Source organism: Pseudomonas sp. B40(2017) (assembly GCF_002112855.1).
Lineage (GTDB): Bacteria > Pseudomonadota > Gammaproteobacteria > Pseudomonadales > Pseudomonadaceae > Aquipseudomonas > Aquipseudomonas pharyngis.
Genome location: NZ_NEIT01000008.1, coordinates 173,546 through 192,703, shown reverse-complemented (window position 1 = coordinate 192,703; position 19,158 = coordinate 173,546). Strand labels below are relative to the sequence as shown.

General features: G+C 61.8%; 20 protein-coding genes. 7 read left to right on the top strand and 13 right to left on the bottom strand.

The genetic code is table 11. The annotated features are described in order from the left end of the window. Positions 1–17: 17 nt before the first annotated feature. Positions 18–809 carry a hypothetical protein gene (locus CAF76_RS23605; protein WP_085648711.1) on the bottom strand — a complete coding sequence of 264 codons (792 nt, stop codon included), beginning with the start codon at positions 807–809 and terminating at the stop codon, positions 18–20. Positions 810–956: 147 nt separating this feature from the next. On the opposite strand from CAF76_RS23605, the gene CAF76_RS23600 reads away from it, so the two are divergent. After that, positions 957–1,844, top strand: a complete 888-nt coding sequence (locus tag CAF76_RS23600) for a neutral zinc metallopeptidase (RefSeq protein ID WP_085648710.1) — start codon at positions 957–959, stop codon at positions 1,842–1,844. Next, positions 1,845–2,798 (top strand): hypothetical protein, encoded by a 954-nt coding sequence (locus tag CAF76_RS23595; RefSeq protein ID WP_085612583.1) that lies wholly within the window; start codon positions 1,845–1,847, stop codon positions 2,796–2,798. It begins immediately after the preceding gene. Between the two features lie 27 nt (positions 2,799–2,825). Here the strand turns inward: CAF76_RS23595 and CAF76_RS23590 are convergent, their stop codons facing one another. From CAF76_RS23590 to CAF76_RS23580, 3 genes are all read right to left on the bottom strand, one after another. Further along, on the bottom strand, positions 2,826–3,419 hold the full coding sequence (locus tag CAF76_RS23590; protein ID WP_085648709.1) for an HAD family hydrolase: 594 nt from the start codon (positions 3,417–3,419) through the stop codon (positions 2,826–2,828). Beyond that, the gene (gene tesB / locus CAF76_RS23585; RefSeq protein WP_039771793.1) at positions 3,416–4,285 is read right to left on the bottom strand and encodes an acyl-CoA thioesterase II; all 870 of its coding nucleotides are present in this window, start codon (positions 4,283–4,285) and stop codon (positions 3,416–3,418) included. Before tesB ends, CAF76_RS23590 begins: the two co-directional genes overlap by 4 nt. 106 nt (positions 4,286–4,391) lie before the next feature. Continuing rightward, positions 4,392–4,961 carry a GNAT family N-acetyltransferase gene (locus CAF76_RS23580; protein WP_085648708.1) on the bottom strand — a complete coding sequence of 190 codons (570 nt, stop codon included), beginning with the start codon at positions 4,959–4,961 and terminating at the stop codon, positions 4,392–4,394. 82 nt (positions 4,962–5,043) lie between these two features. Between CAF76_RS23580 and CAF76_RS23575 the strand changes: the two genes are divergently transcribed. Together CAF76_RS23575 and CAF76_RS23570 are read left to right on the top strand one after the other, a co-directional pair. Next, positions 5,044–5,964: a histone deacetylase gene (locus tag CAF76_RS23575; protein WP_007958746.1), complete on the top strand. Its 921-nt coding sequence runs from the start codon at positions 5,044–5,046 to the stop codon at positions 5,962–5,964. Positions 5,965–6,139: 175 nt separating this feature from the next. Further along, a complete protein-coding gene (locus CAF76_RS23570) occupies positions 6,140–7,381 on the top strand; it encodes a TIGR03862 family flavoprotein (protein ID WP_085648707.1) in 1,242 nt (413 codons plus the stop codon). 248 nt (positions 7,382–7,629) lie between these two features. Here the strand turns inward: CAF76_RS23570 and CAF76_RS23565 are convergent, their stop codons facing one another. Then, the gene (locus CAF76_RS23565) at positions 7,630–8,970 is read right to left on the bottom strand and encodes a DEAD/DEAH box helicase (protein WP_085648706.1); all 1,341 of its coding nucleotides are present in this window, start codon (positions 8,968–8,970) and stop codon (positions 7,630–7,632) included. Between the two features lie 53 nt (positions 8,971–9,023). Then, on the bottom strand, positions 9,024–9,974 hold the full coding sequence (gene yedA / locus CAF76_RS23560; RefSeq protein WP_039771798.1) for a drug/metabolite exporter YedA: 951 nt from the start codon (positions 9,972–9,974) through the stop codon (positions 9,024–9,026). Positions 9,975–10,137: 163 nt separating this feature from the next. Between yedA and CAF76_RS23555 the strand changes: the two genes are divergently transcribed. Beyond that, positions 10,138–10,593 (top strand): Lrp/AsnC family transcriptional regulator, encoded by a 456-nt coding sequence (locus tag CAF76_RS23555; protein WP_064599615.1) that lies wholly within the window; start codon positions 10,138–10,140, stop codon positions 10,591–10,593. A 40-nt stretch (positions 10,594–10,633) separates the two neighbouring features. Here the strand turns inward: CAF76_RS23555 and CAF76_RS23550 are convergent, their stop codons facing one another. From CAF76_RS23550 to CAF76_RS23540, 3 genes are all read right to left on the bottom strand, one after another. Further along, positions 10,634–11,239 (bottom strand): PolC-type DNA polymerase III, encoded by a 606-nt coding sequence (locus tag CAF76_RS23550; RefSeq protein WP_085648705.1) that lies wholly within the window; start codon positions 11,237–11,239, stop codon positions 10,634–10,636. Positions 11,240–11,280: 41 nt separating this feature from the next. Continuing rightward, positions 11,281–11,760 (bottom strand): NYN domain-containing protein, encoded by a 480-nt coding sequence (locus CAF76_RS23545; RefSeq protein ID WP_007958730.1) that lies wholly within the window; start codon positions 11,758–11,760, stop codon positions 11,281–11,283. Between the two features lie 137 nt (positions 11,761–11,897). Beyond that, on the bottom strand, positions 11,898–12,656 hold the full coding sequence (locus CAF76_RS23540) for a DUF2076 domain-containing protein (RefSeq protein WP_085648704.1): 759 nt from the start codon (positions 12,654–12,656) through the stop codon (positions 11,898–11,900). A gap of 178 nt (positions 12,657–12,834) precedes the next feature. Between CAF76_RS23540 and CAF76_RS23535 the strand changes: the two genes are divergently transcribed. Both CAF76_RS23535 and CAF76_RS23530 read left to right on the top strand, forming a co-directional pair. Then, positions 12,835–13,509, top strand: coding sequence for a YciC family protein (locus CAF76_RS23535; protein WP_218190803.1), 675 nt, complete (start codon positions 12,835–12,837; stop codon positions 13,507–13,509). Positions 13,510–13,583: 74 nt separating this feature from the next. After that, a complete protein-coding gene (locus CAF76_RS23530; RefSeq protein ID WP_085648702.1) occupies positions 13,584–14,660 on the top strand; it encodes an endonuclease/exonuclease/phosphatase family protein in 1,077 nt (358 codons plus the stop codon). Between the two features lie 114 nt (positions 14,661–14,774). Here the strand turns inward: CAF76_RS23530 and CAF76_RS23525 are convergent, their stop codons facing one another. From CAF76_RS23525 to CAF76_RS23510, 4 genes are all read right to left on the bottom strand, one after another. Then, the gene (locus tag CAF76_RS23525) at positions 14,775–15,611 is read right to left on the bottom strand and encodes an ABC transporter ATP-binding protein (protein WP_085648701.1); all 837 of its coding nucleotides are present in this window, start codon (positions 15,609–15,611) and stop codon (positions 14,775–14,777) included. Continuing rightward, positions 15,599–16,402, bottom strand: a complete 804-nt coding sequence (locus CAF76_RS23520; RefSeq protein WP_085648700.1) for an ABC transporter permease — start codon at positions 16,400–16,402, stop codon at positions 15,599–15,601. Before CAF76_RS23520 ends, CAF76_RS23525 begins: the two co-directional genes overlap by 13 nt. Before the next feature lie 10 nt (positions 16,403–16,412). After that, positions 16,413–17,390 carry an ABC transporter substrate-binding protein gene (locus tag CAF76_RS23515; protein ID WP_085648699.1) on the bottom strand — a complete coding sequence of 326 codons (978 nt, stop codon included), beginning with the start codon at positions 17,388–17,390 and terminating at the stop codon, positions 16,413–16,415. 389 nt (positions 17,391–17,779) lie between these two features. Continuing rightward, complete coding sequence (locus CAF76_RS23510; protein WP_085648698.1) at positions 17,780–19,150, bottom strand: aspartate aminotransferase family protein; 1,371 nt, start codon at positions 19,148–19,150, stop codon at positions 17,780–17,782. Positions 19,151–19,158: the final 8 nt, after the last annotated feature.

The following is a 19,158-nucleotide window of genomic DNA, read 5'->3' as shown; positions in this document are numbered from 1 at the left end:
GTGTCATACCCTTTCGATCATCCCTGTTTAATGGCATCGGACGTTAAACCCTCGATTAGAAGCCGCTTGACCAGATCAGCGAATACCTGGTGGGGAGCTAAAGCAAATAACAGCATTTCGATTTTGCAGTGTTGATCCTTTTCCAATTGGAGGTAGTCGCCGATCAGCGCCACCAACCGCACATACTCTCGATAGGCAGATCTCACCGGTATGTGAAACTGAGGTCGTATTTCCTTACCTACATGCGCGCTGAGCAAGATGCTTGAATCCAACGCCCCAGAGCGCAGGTTCGACAAGAGAAACAGGCTTTCCAGATTAATCAGCGACAAACGGGCTCCTCGACCGACGGGCATTGGAAAAAACGCCTCGGTATCACCGTTCATGTAATTGATTGCATTGATGGAGAATGCGACGCGGGAATCGTAGATCGGCGCCCAGTCATACAGACATGAGACAACCTTTGACCAGGAGCTCACACCGGTCAGTGAGATGTCATCCATCTTCTCCGGCCCCTTTTCAAGGCTACAGCAGGCTTTAATCACCCATTCAGACAGTTTTACGCTGGGGGTAATCCCGCCCCACTCACCCACCAGAAAATGTGCGGCATCCAATCCTTCTTTGCTCTTCGGATCTGCCAGCATTGGGCGCAAACACGCCTTCATTTTCAGGGTCTTTTCATAGGCACTGCCGATCTCCGAAAAGTCCTGTTGAGTAAAATCGCTAATTTTTTGGCAATTGATCGACCACTGATAATACTCATCCACCTTACCGATGCTTGGGCTCAAGTAGTCACCCAACGTCTGCGCCATCTTTCTTATCGATGTTGCTTGCCCTTTTTTTATCGACATTCCTTGTATGCTCACTGTCTGAATTCAAAACCTTGCCGGACGATCGGACTGGCGCCAGCATCACACACCAGCAACACTCATCACCACGAACAAACAGAGGATTCCCACATGCTATGGAAAAAAGGCCGACGCAGTGACAACGTCGTCGATGCCCGTGGCGATGACATGGGTGGTGGCGGCGGCATGCGCTTCGGCGGTGGCAAGGGGCTGAGCCTCGGGGCGATCCTGCTGATCGTCGGTATCGGCTGGATCACCGGGCAGGACCCGCTGCAGATCCTCGGCCAGCTCACCGGGCAGATGACCGAACAATCGGCCCCGACTTCGCAAACCCGTCAGGCACCGCCGGCCAACGATGAACAGGCCGAGTTCGTGCGCTCGATTCTCGGCGACACCGAAGACACCTGGGGCGCGATCTTCCAGCAGGCCGGCCGGCAATATAAGGATCCGACCCTGGTGCTGTTCAGCAACCGGGTCAATTCCGCCTGCGGTCTGGCAACCTCGGCCACCGGCCCCTTCTATTGCCCGGCAGACCAGAAGGTCTATCTGGACATGGCGTTCTTCCAGGAAATGGCCCAGCGCTTCAAGGCCGCCGGCGACTTTGCCCAGGCCTACGTGATCGCTCACGAAGTCGGACACCATGTGCAGACGCTTCTCGGCGTCTCGGCGAAAATTCAGACAGCCCGTCAGCAAGGCCGGCAGATGGAAGGCGACGGCGGTCTGCTGGTGCGTCAGGAACTGCAAGCCGACTGCCTGGCCGGCGTCTGGGCCTACAACGCCCAGGAGCGCCTGAACTGGCTGGAACCGGGCGACATCGAAGAAGCCTTGAACGCGGCGAACGCCATCGGTGATGATCGCCTGCAACAACAGGGTCAGGGCCGTGTGGTGCCGGACTCGTTCACTCACGGTACGTCGGCGCAAAGGGTGCGCTGGTTCAAAACCGGATTCGCCCAGGGCCAGGTCGGCCAGTGCGATACCTTTGCGGCGAAAAACCTGTAAATGCATAAATGGCTGTTGGCTTTACTGTTCATCGGCGGCACCGCCCAAGCGGCCGGCGTCGACGCAATCAGTCCCGGGCGCCTGCAATTGCAGGCCGGCGAAATGGCGGTGGGCATCGGCCCGGCGCCGGCGAAAATCGAGCGCGTGCTGATCGTCATTCATGGCCGTCTGCGCAACGCCGAGACCTATCGCAAAAGCGGTGAAGTCGCAGCGGAACTGGCCGGGCAAACCGCCAACACCCTGGTGATCGCCCCGCAGTTTCTCAACGAAAGCGATGTGTCGCTCTACTCGTTACCCGCCAGCGTGCTGCGCTGGCAAGGCAACGAATGGATGGGTGGCGGGTTATCCACAGGGCCGAACCCGCTGAGTTCCTACGCCGCACTGGACGAAATCGTCGGAAGGCTGAGCGATCGCAAGCAGTTTCCGGACGTGAAGCAGATCGTGATCTTCGGTCACTCCGGCGGCGCGCAGGTGGTGCAGCGTTACGCGCTGCTGGCCCAGGAACAACCGGCGCTCAAGACCGAGGGCATTCGCTTGCGTTATGTGGTGGCCAACCCGTCGTCGTACGCCTACTTCAATGAGCAACGCCCGGTAGCTTTCGATCATGCGAAGTGCCCGGGTTTCAACCGCTGGAAGTACGGTCTGGTGGACCCGCCGATCTACGCGGGTGGGCAAACGCCCGCGCAGCTTGAAGGCCGTTACGTCAAACGCGAGGTGATTTATCTGCTGGGCCAGCAGGACACCGACCCGCAACACCCGGCGCTGGACAAGAGCTGCGCCGCCAAAGCCCAGGGGGCTTATCGACTGGAGCGCGGGAAGCTGTTTTTCGGTTACTTGCTGCGTCGTCACCCTGAAGGAGTCAATCAGCGACTGATCGAAGTGCCCGGCGTCGGGCATAACGGCGACGGCATGCTGACCTCGCCGGAAGGCCAGAAAGCACTATTCGAGCAATAAAAAACGGGGGCCCAAGCCCCCGTTTTTTTAGGCGAACAGTATTCGCCGCAACTCGACACAATCCTTCGCATGCCAGTCGGTCAACTCCGGCCATGGATTGTCCGGCAGGTTCACCAGTACCGTGCGTGCGCCCGCCGCCCGGCCGCAATCAAGATCAAACCGGTAATCACCGACCATCACCATCTCGTTCGCCGGCACTTGCCAGGCCTCGGCCAGTTTCAGCAGACCACCCGGATGCGGTTTTGGCTGTGCTTCATCGCGGCCCAGCACATCCTCCACCGCAAAACAGTCAGCCAGGCCGATGGCCTCCAGCGTCACGTGGGCCAGCTCCCGCGCATTGCGGGTCAGGATGCCGAGGCGATAGCCTCGGGCGTGCAGCTCGCGCACCAGCTCCACCGCGCCGACCGCCGGGGTCGAGCCGAGCGCCAGATCGCGCTCATGTTCCAGCAGCCATGCATGTTTCGCCGCCGCTTCCTCGGCGGGCAATGCCGCGAGGTGGGTGAGGATGTCGTCCTCCGGCGGGATCGACAGCGCCACGCGAATCGCCGCGAAATCATGCACGGCGACGGTCAGGGTGCCGTCCATGTCGAACACCCAGTGCCGCACATCCGCCAGACTCATGCCCAGTCCTTGCGATGACGGATCAGGCCTTCCTGGGTCACCGACGCCACCAGTTGCCCGGCGCGGTTGAACACGCTGCCACGGGAGAACCCGCGAGAGTTACCGGCCCACGGACTGTCCATGGCGTAGAGCAACCAGTCATCGGCGCGCAGGTCGTTGTGGAACCACAGCGCGTGGTCGAGGCTGGCGACCTGCATGTCTTTCTGCCAGACCGATTTGCCGTGCGGCAACATCGAGGTGGTCAGCAGACCGAAGTCCGAAGCGTACGCCAGCAGGTATTTGTGCAGCGCCGGGATGTCGGCCAAGGCGCCGTCGGCGCGGAACCACACGTACTTGATCGGATCCGCCGGTTGCGGGTTGTACGGGTCTTTTTCAGTGACCGGGCGCACTTCGATCGGCTTCGGGCACAGCAGCTTTTCGCGCATGTGTTCCGGGATCAGGTGCGCGCGTTGCTGGGTCAGTTCCAGCTCCGACGGCAGGTTTTCCGGGCCGACCACTTGCGGCATCTGGCTCTGGTGCTCGAAGCCTTCTTCGTCGTACTGGAACGAAGCGCTGCAAGTGAAAATCGGGTGGCCCTTCTGGATCGCGGTCACGCGGCGGGTGCTGAAACTGCCGCCGTCGCGCACGCGGTCAACCGAATACACCACCGGCAACTTGGCATCGCCCGGACGCAGAAAATAACCGTGCATCGAATGCACATGGCGCGCTTCTTCAACGGTCTGACTGGCCGCCGACAGCGACTGGCCGAGCACCTGGCCGCCGAACAACTGGCGAAAGCCCAGATCCTGACTGCGACCACGGAACAGGTTTTCCTCGATCGGTTCGAGGGTCAGCAGATCCACCAGATCTTCCAACACTTGGCTCATTCAGACTCTCCTCACACAACGCTATGCCGCGCAGCCCTGGCTGCGGCGGCCAATTCAGATTCTGGCGCGAGCCACTGATCGCGCCATTGTAAACGTCCGTGTCGGCTTAGCCATGCAAGGTCTGCAGCCATTGCTCCCGGGTGATGCGGTACAACACATGTCGACTCAACGGATGGTCGACAGCCAGTTTCGGGTGATCGAAATCGTCGGCTGGATCGTGATGCATGCCGATCGCCTGCATGACTTTTTCCGACGGCAGATTGCTCTGCGCGGTGAAGGACACGATCTCCTTCAGGGACAAACGGTCAAAGCCGCAGCGCAGTGCAGTCCACGCCGCTTCGCTGGCATAACCCAGGCCCCAGTGCTCCTTGGCCAGCCGCCAGCCGATTTCCACCGCCGGCGTGAACGGCGCGTCGAAACCGACCACGCCGAGGCCGGTAAAACCGATGAACTCGCCGCTGTCCTTGCGCTCCAGCGCCCACAGGCCGTAACCGTGTTCGGCAAAATGCCCGCGCACCCGGCCGATCAGCGCGGCGCTTTCCAGCCGGCTCAAGGGCGCGGGGAAGTAGCGCATCACCTGCGGATCGGCGCACATGGCCGCGAACGCCGGCAAATCCTCGTCCTGCCATTGGCGCATCAGCAGCCTTGCGCTTTGCAGCTCCAGTATCGGTTCCATCCCGCCCCTCCGCTTGATGCCGTCAGTCTACATCGCTGTTAGGCTTTGCACTCTTTCCTGCAGCCTTTATGAATAGTCCACCATGCCGTTGCCGCTGATCTATCACGAAGACTACAGCCCGGAATTTCCGGCGGATCACCGCTTCCCCATGGACAAGTTCCGCCTGCTGCGCGATCACCTGGTGGACAGCGGCCTGACCCGCGACGAAGACCTGCTGCGCCCCGAGCTGTGCCCTGCCGACATTCTCGCCCTGGCCCATGACCGCGGTTATATCGAACGCTACATGAGCGGCGAGTTGTCCCGCGAAGACCAGCGGCGCCTCGGTCTGCCGTGGAATGAAGCGCTGGCGCGACGCACGGTGCGGGCGGTCGGCGGTTCGATTCTGGCAGCGGAAAAAGCCCTGGAACATGGCCTGGCCTGTCACCTCGCCGGCGGCACCCATCACGCCCACTACGACTACCCCGCCGGGTTCTGCATCTTCAATGACTTGGCAATCATCAGCCACTACCTGCTGCAAAGCGGCCGGGTGAACCGGGTGCTGATCTTCGACTGCGACGTGCATCAGGGCGACGGCACCGCGCGGATTCTGCACAACACCCCGGAAGCGATCACCGTTTCCCTGCACTGTGAAAAGAACTTTCCTGCACGCAAGGCCGAAAGCGACTGGGACATTCCGCTGCCCAACGGCATGGGCGACGCCGACTACCTGAAAGTTGTCGACGACGCACTCAACTATCTGCTGCCGCTGTATCAGCCTGATCTGGTGCTGTACGACGCCGGTGTCGACGTGCACAAGGACGACGCCCTCGGTTATCTGCAACTGACCGACGAAGGCGTCGCCGCCCGCGACGAAAGCGTGATGCGCCACTGCCTGGGCCGCGACATCCCGGTGGTCGGGGTGATCGGCGGCGGCTACAGCAAGGACCGCCACGCCCTCGCCCGCCGCCACGGCATCCTTCATCACAGTGCGCAGCGCGTCTGGCAGTCATCGGGTTGTCATTGAGTTGTGCTGCGTTACCCACAATGGCTGTGGAACGGCCTGTGGATAACCTGAGCGAAAGGGACTACAGCCCACGCTGAACATGGCCTGCAGCACGCTGGTTGTTTTTTGATCAGGCCTGAAGATGGTCGCTGCTGCTAGAATGCGCGGCTTATTCCGCCACGCTATTGCCGCTGCCATGACCCAGACCTCTGCCGCCCTTCCCGCTCACGTCGCCATCATCGGCGGTGGCCCCGCCGGCCTGATGGCCGCCGAAGTGCTGAGCCAGGCCGGAGTTCGCGTCGATCTGTACGACGGAATGCCCTCGGTAGGCCGCAAGTTCCTGCTGGCCGGGGTCGGCGGCATGAACATCACCCATTCCGAAGCCTACCCGGCGTTCCTCTCGCGCTACGCCGAACGCGCCGCGAACATCGCCCCGCTGCTGCGCGCGTTCGACGTCGACGCACTGTGCCGCTGGATTCACGAACTGGGGATCGAAACCTTCGTCGGCAGCTCCGGCCGGGTGTTCCCCACCGACATGAAAGCCGCGCCATTGCTGCGCGCCTGGCTCAAGCGCCTGCGCGACAGCGGCGTGGTTATCCACACCCGCCACCGCTGGCTCGGCTGGGACGAAAACGGCGCGCTGCGCATCGACAGCCCGGAAGGCGAGAAAACCCTTTCCCCCGACGCCACCCTGCTCGCCCTCGGCGGCGGCAGCTGGTCGCGACTGGGCTCCGACGGCGCGTGGATGCTGCCGCTGGAGCAACGCGGTGTAGGACTGGCGCCGTTGCAGCCGAGCAATTGCGGCTTCGATGTGCAGGCCTGGAGCGAAGTGATGGTCAGCAAATTCGCCGGCGCGCCGCTGAAAAATATCGCCATCGGTTTGAACGACGATGTTCCGCGTCTGGGTGAATGCGTAATTACTGCAACCGGCATCGAGGGCAGTTTGATCTACGCGCTGTCAGCGCCGATTCGTGAGGCGATCAATGTGCACGGTGCCGCGACCATTCACATCGACCTGCTGCCCGGCCGACCTGTGGATAAATTGCAGGCGGCGTTGAGCAAACCACGGGGATCGCGCTCGATGGCCAAGCACCTGCACAGTCAGGTCGGGATTGATGGGGTGAAAGCGGCGCTGCTCCGAGAGCTCACTGACGCCGCGACGTTTGCCGATCCGGCGTTGTTGGCCCGGGCGATCAAGACCTTGCCACTGACACTGGTGAAAACCCGTCCGCTGGACGAAGCGATCAGCAGTGCCGGTGGTGTGACATTCGAGGCGATGGATGAGCGCTTGATGCTCAAGGCGTTGCCGGGGGTGTTTTGCGCGGGGGAGATGCTGGATTGGGAAGCGCCGACTGGCGGCTATTTGCTGACGGCGTGTTTTGCCAGTGGCCGGGCGGCGGGGTTGGGAATGCTGGACTGGTTACGACGTAAAAGCTGAGTCGCCCTCACCCCAGCCCTCTCCCGGTGGGAGAGGGAGCCGACCGAGGTGTCTGGCGTCATACATCGACCTGAAAGACCGAGTCGATTATGGATTCATCGATCAGGTGCTTTTCATAACCTGAGTTCGACTCGATATTTCAGGTCGGCGTAACTCGCAAAAACAACCCCGTCAGTCCCCTCTCCCTCCGGGCGGTCCGACGTTTCGGGAGGGTTAGGGTGAGGGGCTTTTGATCTTCAAGGCAATCTTTAAGGCTTACGCTTGCGCGGCCCGGTATTGAACACCGGCACCTTTCGCACAGGCTTGATCGCCACCTCAGGCGCCGGGGTATCCCCGCTGTCCACCCACTTGCCCAGATTGCGCTTGCCACCGCCACCACCGGAAGCTTTCGGCTTCTTCGGTTTCTTCGGCTTCTTGATCACCTGGCCACTGGCATCGGTGTCCGGCACGCGGTGCTCGGGCACGAAATCCGGCTCAACCTCACGCTTCAACGTGCTGCGGGTCAGCATTTCAATCGCCGACAACATGTTCACTTCATCGGCGCACACCAGCGAAATCGCCTTACCGGTCGAACCCGCGCGGCCAGTCCGGCCGATACGGTGAATGTAATCCTCGGCCACGATCGGCAGATCAAAGTTGACCACCAGCGGCAGGTCTTCGATATCCAGACCACGGGCCGCCACGTCGGTGGCCACCAGAATCTGCACTTCGCTCAGTTTGAAGCGGTCCAGCGCCCGCTGCCGGGTCGCCTGCGGCTTGTCGCCGTGGATGCCGTCGGCGTTCACGCCCAGGCCCTGAAGTTTCTCGACCAACGCGTCCACACCATTACGGGTCTTGGCGAACACCAGCACCTGCTTCCACTTGTTCTTGCGCATCAGGTGCACGAACAGTTCCGGCTTGCGCTTCTTGTCCACCGTCACCACCCATTGCTTGACGGTGTTGGCGGCGACGTTGCGCGGGCTGACTTCGATGCTCTGCGGATCGTTGAGCATCTGCCCGGCCAGCAGGCGGATGTCATCGGAGAAGGTCGCGGAGAACAGCAGCGTCTGCCGCTTCTTCGGCAGCGCGCGATAAATGTTCGCCAGCTCTTCGGAAAAGCCCAGGTCGAGCATGCGGTCGGCTTCGTCCAGTACCAGGGTTTGCAGCTGGTTGAACTTCAGCGCGTTCTGGCGGAACAGGTCGAGCAGACGGCCCGGGGTCGCGACCAGCAGATCGACGCCGCCGCGCAGCTTCATCATCTGCGGGTTGATACTGACGCCGCCGTACACCGCATAAGTGCGCAATGGCAGGTTTTCAGCGTACTGGCGCACGGCTTCGTGGACTTGCTCGGCCAGCTCGCGGGTCGGCACCAGAATCAGCGCGCGCACCGAGTTGGCGGTGACTTTCGGCCCTTCCATCGCCAGCAGTTGCAGCAGCGGCAAAGCGAAACCGGCGGTCTTGCCGGTGCCGGTCTGGGCCGCAGCCATCAGGTCGCGACCGGCCAGCACGGCCGGAATGGCTTGCGCCTGCACCGGCGTCGGGGTCTGGTAGCCGAGCTTCTCGAGGGAGCGCAGCAAGGGTTCGATCAGGCCAAGGGTGGCGAAAGTCATGGGAGTACCGTAGGAAAAAATCAGAGCAAGTGTGCGATGGCGCGCAGTTTACCCTAATTCGCACGTTGCTCCGTCGCTATGACCTTCGCTGCGGCAGCCGGCTCGCTGACCACCGGCGACCGCGCCGGACGCCGCCACTGCGGCAGACTGATCAGCACCACCGCGCCGATGATCACCAGCATCGCCAGCGCCTCTTCGATGCCGATGGTCTCGCCGACAAACACGATCCCCAGCAACACCGCCACCGCCGGGTTCACATAGGCATAACTGGTGGCCGCCGCCGGACGAACGTTTTTCAACAGATACATGTAAGCGTTGAACGCGATGATCGAGCCGAAGAAGATCAGGTACGCCAGCGCCAGCCAGCCTTCCAGCGGCGGCATGGCCTGCAGGTGTTCACCGCTGGCCGCGCTGCCGATCAGCAGCACGACGCCGCCCACCAGCATTTCCACGGCACTGGCCATTGCGCCCTGAGGCAGCGGCAAGTGTTTGCTCCACACCGAGCCGAACGCCCAGCTCGCCGCCGCGAAAATCAGCAACGCCGCGCCCAGTGGACTCGATTGCAGGTTGGAGCCCATGTTGAGCATCGCGATACCGATAATCCCCATCACCACCCCGGCCCACTCCAGGCGAGTGTTGCGCGCGCCCCAGAAATAACCGCAGAGCAAGGTAAACAGCGGCACCGTCGCTACCGCCAGCGCAGCAACACCCGACGCCACGCCGCTGTGCTCGGCCAAAGTCACCGCGCCGTTGCCGAAGCTGAGCAACAGAATCCCGATGATCCCCGCCGCCTTCCACTGCGCCCAGGTCGGCGCCGGTGCACCGCGCCAGCGCAGAAACGCGTACATGAGCGTGCCGGCAATCACGAAGCGCACGCCACCGAGCATCAGCGGCGGCCAGTACTCGACGCCGATGCGGATCACCAGATAGGTCGATCCCCAAATCACGTACAACGCAAAAAACGCAGCGATCAAGGGCAGGGAAAAACGGCGCAAGGCAGACATGGGCAGCTCGAAAGTCAGACTCAGGGGATGGGTTATTCTAGAAAGGCCAACCGCTAAAAATAAGTTACAAAACCTGTTTATAGCGCCGGTACACTTTTGAAAACACGGAGATCGACGGCCAAAACCGCGATTTCGAAAGTCTGGCATTTTCAGGAGTCCGACCTTGGACAAATACGACCGCATGCTGCTCAGCGCCCTGCTCGAAAACGGTCGCGCGTCCTACGCCGACCTCGCCCGCAAGGTGAACCTCTCTGCCCCCGCCGTCGCCGAACGCGTGGCCAAACTCGAGGCAGCCGGAGTAATCACCGGGTATCAGGCGAACATCGACCTGTCGAAAATCGGCTTGCCGATCCAGTGCGTGATCGAATTGCGCCTCCACCAGAACGGCAGTCAAAAGGTCTACGACGAACTGGTGAAAATTCCGCAACTGACCGAGTGCTTTCGAGTGACGGGCGATCCGTGCGTGATCATGAAGGCCGCGGTGGGTTCGATGCCGGAGCTGGAGGATTTGATCAACCGGGTGGCGAAATTCGGGTTCAGCAAGACGTCGATCGTGTTGTCGAGTGCGATCGAGAAGCGGGTGCCGCTCGGCCACATTGAAGGCAACGGCAAACCCTGAGACAAGCCCGCTCCCACAGGGAAATGTGTTTGCCTGAAAATCAGCGATAGCGCTGGAGGTGCTCGCCGACTTTAGCGGCCGGGACTTTCTGCAATTTGCACAGCAGGTCGTGCGATAGCTCCCGCACCCCATGCTTGCGCCGCAACTCTTCAGCCATGTGCGCCATCAGGTTCGCCGCCATCTCCGCATCCGCCATCGCCCGGTGCGCCTGGCCGGTATGCGGCAGTTGAGCGAAGGTGGTGAGCGTGCCAAGCTTGTGGTTCGGCGCCGCTGGCATCAGGCGGCGCGCCAGCAACAGCGAGCAGGCAAAGTTCTGCAAACGGGTGCGTTTGATCCGCCCCAGTTCAAAGTCCCAGAACTTCTGGTCGAACGCGGCGTTGTGCGCCAGCAGCGGCGTGCAGCCGACGAATTCGTTGACTTCGTTCATCACCTTTTCGGCCGAAGGCGCGGTGCGCAGCATGGCGTTGCTGATGCCGGTGAGTTGTTCGATGAAGGCCGGGACGCGGACGCCGGCGTTCATCAGGCTCTGGTAACGCTCGACGATGCGGCCGTTTTCCAGCATGACCACGGCGATTTCCGTGGCCCGGCAGCTGCTGCTCGGCGAGATGCCGGTGGTTTCAAAGTCGATGACTGCAATGCGTTCCAAACCGGGTGGTACTCCGTCCAAATCAAGTCTTGAGCTTGCGCTCAATTTTTCAACAGCAGCGCGCCTTCGATCGGCACATAACGGCTGGCGGCGCGGATCAGCGAGTTGGCGGTCAGGCCGGGAACGCCGTAGGCCACCGCTTGCACGCCGTGTTTGTTGATGATGCGTTCGAGCAGCATGTCGAAATCGCCATCACCGGAGGCCAGGACGATTTCGTCGACGTGGTCGGCGGCGTCCATGATGTCGAGGGTGATGCCCACATCCCAGTCGCCCTTGGCCGAGCCGTCGCTGCGCTGGATGTAGGGTTTGAGTTTCACGGTGAAACCGAGGTTGCGCAGGATCTGCTGGAACTGCTGCTGTTTGCTGTCGCCCCGGTCGATCGCATAGGCGTAGGCCTCGACGATCTGCCCGTGCTGGCTGACATCCGCCCACAGCGCCGCGTAGTTGAAGTGGCAACCATAGGCCTGACGCACGGTGTAGTAGAGGTTCTGCACATCGGCGAACACTGCGATTTTTTTCACCGGAGTTCCTGTGAGCGCTGACGCGCATGAGCCGGATCAGGCACCAGGCCCGAAAAAGGCGCTCAGTATGCCAGCCCGAAGGAAGGTTCCGCGAATAATCGGCCCGGGGCGATCAGGCGCCCCGGACGAATGGTGAATCAGACGAAGGAATCGTCGTCATCGAAGAACGATGAGTTGTCGTCGCTGTAGTCGGTGTCGGCAAAGCCGCCCTGGTCATTACCGTAGGAATCGTTGTTGGCCATGCGCTGGTCATCGCCCCAGCCGTTGTTGCTCTGGTCGTTGACCTGGGCCGGCTCTTCCTTGATGACTTCAACGATTTCTTCCGGCTGCTGGTTGTGATGGAACAGGCTGCTGATGCCTTGTGCCAGCATCACGCCACCCGCCACACCGGCGGCGGTTTTCAGGGCGCCGCCGAGGAAGCTGCTGCCGGCCGCCGGGGCCGCTTGTTGCTGGCCATAACCCGGTGGTGGCGAGCCGAAGTTCTGTTGCGGCGCGGGTGCACCAAAATTCTGCTGCGGTGCCGGTTCACGCCAACCGCCGGTGGAGGCCGGGGCGCTTTGGGGCGGTGCCGGGCGCGAGCTGCTGCCACCGAAGATGCTCGACAGGAAGCCACCGCCGCTGGAGGCCGGCGGCGCGCTCTGCGCCTTGGCCGATTGCAGTTCGGCCTGCAATTGCTTGACCTGTTGAGTCAGTTGTTTGTTCTGTTCGTCGAGGCTCTTGAGGGCAGCCTCCTGCACCAGAATCGCCTGGGTCATGAAATAACCTGCGGCCGGCTGGCGCGTCAGGTGTTCCTTGATCCGCGCCTCGGCCTGGGCGTCGCGCGGGGCTGCCTCCGTTTCGGCCTGTTGCAGCCGGGAAAACAGTCCATCGATCAGGGTTTGTTCTTCGCTGTTCATGGCGACCTCGTAGATTGCCGGAGATAACGTTGCCCTCCTCCACGTCGGAGGAGGCGCACCTCTGTAATGGAGGCAGTGACAGAATGTTTCAATGACCTTTACCGAACGTTTACGTTTGCGCAGCGAAACGGATCATCGGTTAAAGTGGGCCACTGTTTTTGACCTGCGATACCGACTGATGAATGCCTTCGATGTGCTGCGCGACTCCCTGTATTTCTTCAAACGCAATCTGGGCCGGATCGTCCAGTTGTGCCTGCCGCTGGTGATTGTCGAAGCCGTGCTGCAACAGGTGGTCGACCATGCCAGCGATCCGGACGGCTACTCGGCCATCAGCGTGATCGTCGGCCTGCTGGTGTATCCGCTGTACACCGCCGCGCTGATTCTGTTTCTCGATGCCCGCACCCGCGGTGAATCCCCGCAAACCCGCGATCTGCTGGCGATGGCCGCTCGTCTTTGGCCGCGCTTTGCCCTGCTCACCGCGCTGAACACGCTGTTGATCCTGCTCGGGCTGTCGCTGTATTTCCTGCCAGGCCTGTGGCTGATGGTCACTCTGGCCTTCGGCGAATACCTGCTGGTGCTGCGCGGCTACGGCCCGTTGCAGGCGATGAAGGAAAGCCTGCGCCTGAGCCGTGGGCATTTTCTGCGGATTCTGGTGTGCATTCTGTGTGTGATGGGGCCGCTGTGGCTGCTCAAGGGCCTGACCCTGCAGGTCTATCCCGATCCGCAGAATCCGTTGATTGCGGTGCTGATCGACAGCGGTCACAGCTTCCTGCAACTGTTCACCAGCGTGGTGCTGTTCCGCCTGTTCATGCTGATCAGCGAATTGCCCGACAAACGTGACGGATTAGTCTGACTGCACCGAGCTTGGGCTGATCGATGGGTCTCGGGTATGCTCGGGACCACTTCCGTATCGCTATAAGCCGAGCCATGACCCGTCTACTGCGCTACATCCTGTTGCCCGTACTGCTCGCCCTCGCCCTGATCGGCACGCTGATCTACAGCCTGACCTGGCGCCCCGACGCCCGGGAAACCCTGTCGGTCAGCTGCTCCGGGCAACCGCCAACGCTGGTACCCGGCCAGGCTCTGAAGGTCATGACCTGGAACGTGCAATACCTGGCCGGCAAGCGCTACGTGTTCTGGAATGACCTGGCGCAAGGCGACGACGAAGCCCCGACCCCGGAAGACATGGCGTTCAGCCTCGATGAAGTGGCGCGGGTGATCCGCGACGAACAGCCCGACGTGGTGCTGTTGCAGGAACTGGATGACGGCGCCAAGGCCAGCGACTATCAGAACCAGCTCAAACTGTTGCAGGAACGCCTGACCGACCTCTACCCGTGCAGCGCCCACGCCTTTGACTGGAAGGCCGACTTCGTCCCGGAACCGCACATCTTCGGCAGCGTCGGCCGGCAACTCGCGACCCTCAGCCGCTACCGCATTGAACACGCCGAGCGCCTGCAATTGCCGGTGCAGCCGGCGAACCTCATCAGCCGTCAGTTCCAGCCGAAAGATGCGCTGCTCGCCACCACTTTACCGCTCAGCGATGGCGGGCAACTGGTGGTGTTCAACACCCATCTGGATCGCGCCGTACAGCCGGACGACACCTTGCAGGCGCAGGTGACCGCCGTGGCCAAGGTTCTCGACAAACACGAAAGCCACGGCACGCCGTGGCTGATCGGCGGTGACTTCAACCTGTTGCCACTCGGCCAGTACCGGCGCCTGCCCAACGAGCAGCGCACGCCGTACTCCGCCGACAGTGCGCTGCATGTGCTGTGGGACAAATACCCGATGATCCCGACCAACAACGAAGCCAGCGGCATCGACCGCGCCAAGTGGCTGACCCATTACCCCAACGACCCCGGCCTCAACGGCCCGGACCGCACGGTCGATTACCTGTTCTACAGCCCGAAGATCAAACGGGTCGAAGCCACGGTGCGGCAGGACGATACCTTGCGCATTTCCGATCATTTGCCGGTGATTGCCAAGTTCCTCCTGCCGCCCAACTGACTGCCTTCCCTGTGGGAGCGAGCCTGCTCGCGATGGCGATCGGTCAGTTGACGATTTGTTGCCTGACACACCGTTATCGCGAGCAGGCTCGCTCCCACACGTTCGACGGTGGTCTCAGTGAGACTCTTCAAGATCGTCGTGTAGCAAGCCGAAAATTTCGCGTTTCATGTCGATGAACGAGCGCTCCATCACCATGTCCAGCGTGCGTGGGCGTTCGATCGGCACATCGAGAATCTGCTTGATCCGCCCAGGCCGCGCGCCCATCACATACACCCGGTCGCCGAGCAGAATCGCTTCGTCGATGTCGTGGGTGACGAACAGCACGGTCTTCTTGCTGTTGCCCCACACCCGCAATAACAGCTGCTGCGTTTGCAGGCGGGTCTGGCTGTCGAGGGCGCCGAAGGGTTCGTCCATCAGCAGGATCTGCGGGTCGTTGGCCAATGCCCGGGCAATCGCCACCCGCTGCATCATGCCGCCTGACAGTTGCTTGGCGTAGTTGTCGGCAAATCCTGACAAGCCGACTTCGTGCACATAGTGATCGACAATCTCCTTGCGCTTGGCCGCCGGCATGCCCCGGCGCTTGAGGCCGAACTCGACGTTCTGCCGCACGGTCAGCCACGGGAACAGCGTGTAGCTCTGGAACACCATCCCGCGATCCGCGCCGGGGCCCTGCACTTGCTGACCGCCGACGTAGATTTCGCCGGAGCTCGGCTCGGCCAGGCCGGCGGTTAGGTACAGCAGGCTCGACTTGCCGCAGCCCGACGGCCCGACCAGTACCGCGAACTGCTGATCCGGCACCTCGAACGACACCTCTTCCAGCGCGGTGAATGTACCGCCGCCGGGTTTGCTGTAGCGCAGGCTGACCTTGTCCACCTGCAACCTTGGCGCGGCGAGTGCCGGTGCGGCGACCGGCTCGATGAAACGACGGTTGGCGGCGGTTACTGAGCCCATGCGGCAATCCTCAAACGCAAGAAGCGGAACAGTTGATCGGTGACCAGGCCGAGCAGGCCGATGATCGCGATGGCGAGAAAAATCACATCGACCTGAAAGCCGCGCATGGCCTTGAGGCTCAAGTAACCGAGACCGCTGGAAGCGGCGACCAGTTCGGCGACCACCAGATAGGTCCAGGCCCACCCCATGGTCACCCGCAAGGTATCGAGCACGCCGGGCAACGACGCCGGGGCGATCACATGCAGCACCGCGTCACGCCGGGTGGAGCCGAGGGTATAGGAGGCGTTGATCAAGTCCTTGGAGATGCCTTTGGACACGTCGGCGATCATTACCAGTTGCTGGAAGAACACACCGAAAATGATCACCGACACCCGCTGCTCCAGACCGATACCGATCCACAGGATGAACAGCGGCACGAACGAGGTCACCGGCAGGTAGCGGATGAAATTGACCAGCGGTTCGAGGAACGCCTGGACGATGCGAAAGCTGCCCATCAACAAACCCAGCGGCACCGCCACCAGCGACGACACGATGAAACCGACCATCACCACTTCGACACTGGCCCAGACATGCTGGCCGAGGGTGCCGTCGCGGCTCAGGCGCACGGCAGCTTCAACCACCGCACCGGGCGTCGGCAGGAACATCCCCGGCACGATGCCGCCGTAGGACAACCCGGCCCACAGGCCGACCAGCAACACCCAGGCCAGACCGCTGGCGCTCCACACCACCGGCACCGGCAACCCGGTCTTTGGCGTGATGCAGCGGCTCAGCCATGAATTGCGCTTGAACATGAGCAGTCTCCTAGAGCGGGCTGACGAAACGGTTATCCACCAGATCGTCGTTGCTGACGTTGTAGGGCTTGCCCTGCAATTCGCTGGCGGTTTCGTTGGCCAGTTTGATCAGCGGTGCGCTGTCACCCGGCTTGCCCGGCGAGCCAAGGAGTTTTTCGCTCATGGCCTGATCGTAGAAACGCACGCCTTGCGCGGCGGCGGCCAGTGCCTTCGGATCGGACAGGTAACCGCCGACGCCCTTGGCCATGATTTCATAGGCTTGCTGTGGATGGTCCTTGGTGAACTGCACGGCTTTGTAGAGGCCGGCGACCAGGGCCTTGACGTCTTCCGGCTGCTTCTCGATCACCGTGCAGTTGAGCGCCACCACATCGACGATCACCCCCGGCGTACTGCTGCTGTCGATCAGCACCTTGCCCTGCTGCTTGTCGCGCACCATCGACAGATGCGGTTCCCAGGTCACGGCGGCCGGCACGCGACCGGCGATGAACGCGGTGGCGGCGTCGTCGGCAGTCATGTTCTGCACGGTGATGTCGCTCATGCTCATGCCGTTCTTTTTCAACAGGTACGAGAGCCAGAACTGCGAGGTCGACCCTTCGTTGACGGCCACGGCCTGGCCCTTGAGTTCTTGCAGGCTCTTCACGTTTTTACCGACCAGCACGCCATCGCCGCCATGGCTGTCATCCAGCGCGGCCACGGCCTTGAAGCAGAACTGCGGGCGGTACTTGAGCACTTCGTCGATGGTCGAGGCCGAGCCGGACAATTGCCCGGACGCCTGGGCGGCCATGTACATCGAAGCCTCTTCGACCACCGGCAATTCGACGGTCAGGCCGTTTTCCTTGAAGTAGCCCAGATCCTGGGCCAGGTACAGGGTGCCGTAGCCGACCCACGTGGTGTGGCCGATCGACAAGGTGCCGGCTTGGGCGCCGGTGATGGAAAGGGCGGAAATCGCCAGAGGACCTGCAAGACGGGTAAACAAGGACTTGTTCATGGAGCACTCCCAACGCTGTTGATTTAGTTGTCATGGGCAGTACGGCCAGCCTCGTCGGCGCGGATGCACGCTGCGGTCTCTGCTGGACTCTGGCGGGCAATGCCTTGGCTGGCGAAATCGATGTTGACCCAGGCTTGGCCTCAGGAAAACGAGGAAATAGTTAGACGCGAACGATGAAAAAACTGGGTAGTGCGCACTGCGAAAGGGCGCGTCGGACGGGGGTGCACGGAGGGGGTGCAAGACAGCTAAAACAGTGGTGAGTCGACTGACGCAATCGCGAGCAGGCTCGCTCCCACGGGGACGGTATCGCTCACAAATTTTGTGTACGACGCTGGTCCACTGTGGGAGCGAGGCTGCTCGCGATGGGGCCCTTGAGCCCTACGAATACCTCAGAGCCGACCGTACTCCTGCGCCGTACGATCCAGCGCTTTCAGGGTCTTGCCCACCAGCTCATCGATCTCTTCACGACTGGCAATCAACGCCGGCGCCATGATCATCCGCCCCAGTGTCGAGCGAATGATCACCCCCTCCTCAAAACCGATCGTGCGGCAGCGCCAGGCGATGTCGTTCTCATTGGCAAAGCGCTTGCGCGTAGCCTTGTCTTCGGCCAGTTGCAACGCCGCGACCATGCCGGTGCCCTGGATATCACCCACCAACGGGTGATTGCCGAACACCTCGCGCAGGCACTGTTGCAGGTACGGGCCGATGTCATCCTTGACCCGCATCACCACGCCTTCATCGCGCAGGGCTTTGAGGTTGGCAATCGCCACCGCCGCCGCCACCGGGTGCCCGGAATAGGTCAGACCGTGGGCGAATACACCGCCCTGTTCCACCAGCACGTCGGCCATTTTCTTCGACAGGATCAGCCCGCCCATGGGGATGTAACCGGAGGTCAAACCCTTGGCGATGGACAGGGTGTCCGGCTCGAAACCGAAGTATTCGTGAGCGAACCATTCGCCGGTGCGACCGAAGCCACCGATCACTTCATCGGCGCACAACAGTACGTCGTATTTGCGGCAGATGCGCTGGATTTCCGGCCAGTAGCTTTCCGGCGGGAAGATCATCCCGCCCGCGCCCTGGAACGGTTCGGCGATGAATCCGGCGACCTTGTCCGCGCCCAGTTCGAGGATCTTCGCTTCCAGTTGCTGCGCCGCCCGCAGGCCGAATTCAGCCGGGGTCAGGTTGCCTTCGTGGGCGAAGAAGTACGGCTCGTCGATGTGCGCGATGTCGGGAATCATCCCGCCCATTTCATGCATGAACTTCATGCCGCCGAGGGCCGTCGCGGCCAGGGTCGAACCGTGGTAACCGTTCCAGCGGCCGATCATGATTTTCTTCTCGGGCTTGCCCAGGACCTGCCAGTAACGGCGCACGGTACGGATCAGCACCTCGTTGGCCTCGGAGCCGGAGTTGGTGTAGATCGCGTGGCTGTAGTGCCCCGGCAGCAGGCTGAACAGCAGCTCGGAGAGCTCGATCACCTGCGGGTGGGTGGTGTGGAAAAACATGTTGTAGTACGGCAGCTGCTCCAGTTGCCGGCTCGCGGCGGCGTTCAGATCCTTGCGCCCATAGCCGAGGTTGGTGCACCACAGCCCGGACATGCCGTCGAGGTAGCGCCGACCGTCGTTGTCCCACAGATGCAGGCGATCACCACGCACCATCACCCGTGGGCCTTCGTCGTTGAGGGCCTTCTGGTCGACGAACGCATGAATGTGGTGCGCTGCATCGGCGGCCTGGTAGTCGCGGGTTTCACGTGAGGTGGTCATCGCCGGAT

What these genes read in the sequence shown, in the direction of transcription:
- CAF76_RS23530 (WP_085648702.1), top strand. Translation starts at nt 13,584, where the DNA reads ATGACCCGTCTACTGCGCTACATCCTGTTGCCCGTACTGCTCGCCCTC.
- CAF76_RS23600 (WP_085648710.1), top strand. Translation starts at nt 957, where the DNA reads ATGCTATGGAAAAAAGGCCGACGCAGTGACAACGTCGTCGATGCCCGT.
- CAF76_RS23510 (WP_085648698.1), bottom strand. Translation starts at nt 19,150, where the DNA reads ATGACCACCTCACGTGAAACCCGCGACTACCAGGCCGCCGATGCAGCG.
- CAF76_RS23605 (WP_085648711.1), bottom strand. Translation starts at nt 809, where the DNA reads ATGGCGCAGACGTTGGGTGACTACTTGAGCCCAAGCATCGGTAAGGTG.
- CAF76_RS23590 (WP_085648709.1), bottom strand. Translation starts at nt 3,419, where the DNA reads ATGAGTCTGGCGGATGTGCGGCACTGGGTGTTCGACATGGACGGCACC.
- CAF76_RS23515 (WP_085648699.1), bottom strand. Translation starts at nt 17,390, where the DNA reads ATGAACAAGTCCTTGTTTACCCGTCTTGCAGGTCCTCTGGCGATTTCC.
- CAF76_RS23580 (WP_085648708.1), bottom strand. Translation starts at nt 4,961, where the DNA reads ATGGAACCGATACTGGAGCTGCAAAGCGCAAGGCTGCTGATGCGCCAA.
- CAF76_RS23595 (WP_085612583.1), top strand. Translation starts at nt 1,845, where the DNA reads ATGCATAAATGGCTGTTGGCTTTACTGTTCATCGGCGGCACCGCCCAA.
- yedA (WP_039771798.1), bottom strand. Translation starts at nt 9,974, where the DNA reads ATGTCTGCCTTGCGCCGTTTTTCCCTGCCCTTGATCGCTGCGTTTTTT.
- tesB (WP_039771793.1), bottom strand. Translation starts at nt 4,285, where the DNA reads ATGAGCCAAGTGTTGGAAGATCTGGTGGATCTGCTGACCCTCGAACCG.
- CAF76_RS23540 (WP_085648704.1), bottom strand. Translation starts at nt 12,656, where the DNA reads ATGAACAGCGAAGAACAAACCCTGATCGATGGACTGTTTTCCCGGCTG.
- CAF76_RS23570 (WP_085648707.1), top strand. Translation starts at nt 6,140, where the DNA reads ATGACCCAGACCTCTGCCGCCCTTCCCGCTCACGTCGCCATCATCGGC.
- CAF76_RS23525 (WP_085648701.1), bottom strand. Translation starts at nt 15,611, where the DNA reads ATGGGCTCAGTAACCGCCGCCAACCGTCGTTTCATCGAGCCGGTCGCC.
- CAF76_RS23575 (WP_007958746.1), top strand. Translation starts at nt 5,044, where the DNA reads ATGCCGTTGCCGCTGATCTATCACGAAGACTACAGCCCGGAATTTCCG.
- CAF76_RS23520 (WP_085648700.1), bottom strand. Translation starts at nt 16,402, where the DNA reads ATGTTCAAGCGCAATTCATGGCTGAGCCGCTGCATCACGCCAAAGACC.
- CAF76_RS23565 (WP_085648706.1), bottom strand. Translation starts at nt 8,970, where the DNA reads ATGACTTTCGCCACCCTTGGCCTGATCGAACCCTTGCTGCGCTCCCTC.
- CAF76_RS23535 (WP_218190803.1), top strand. Translation starts at nt 12,835, where the DNA reads ATGAATGCCTTCGATGTGCTGCGCGACTCCCTGTATTTCTTCAAACGC.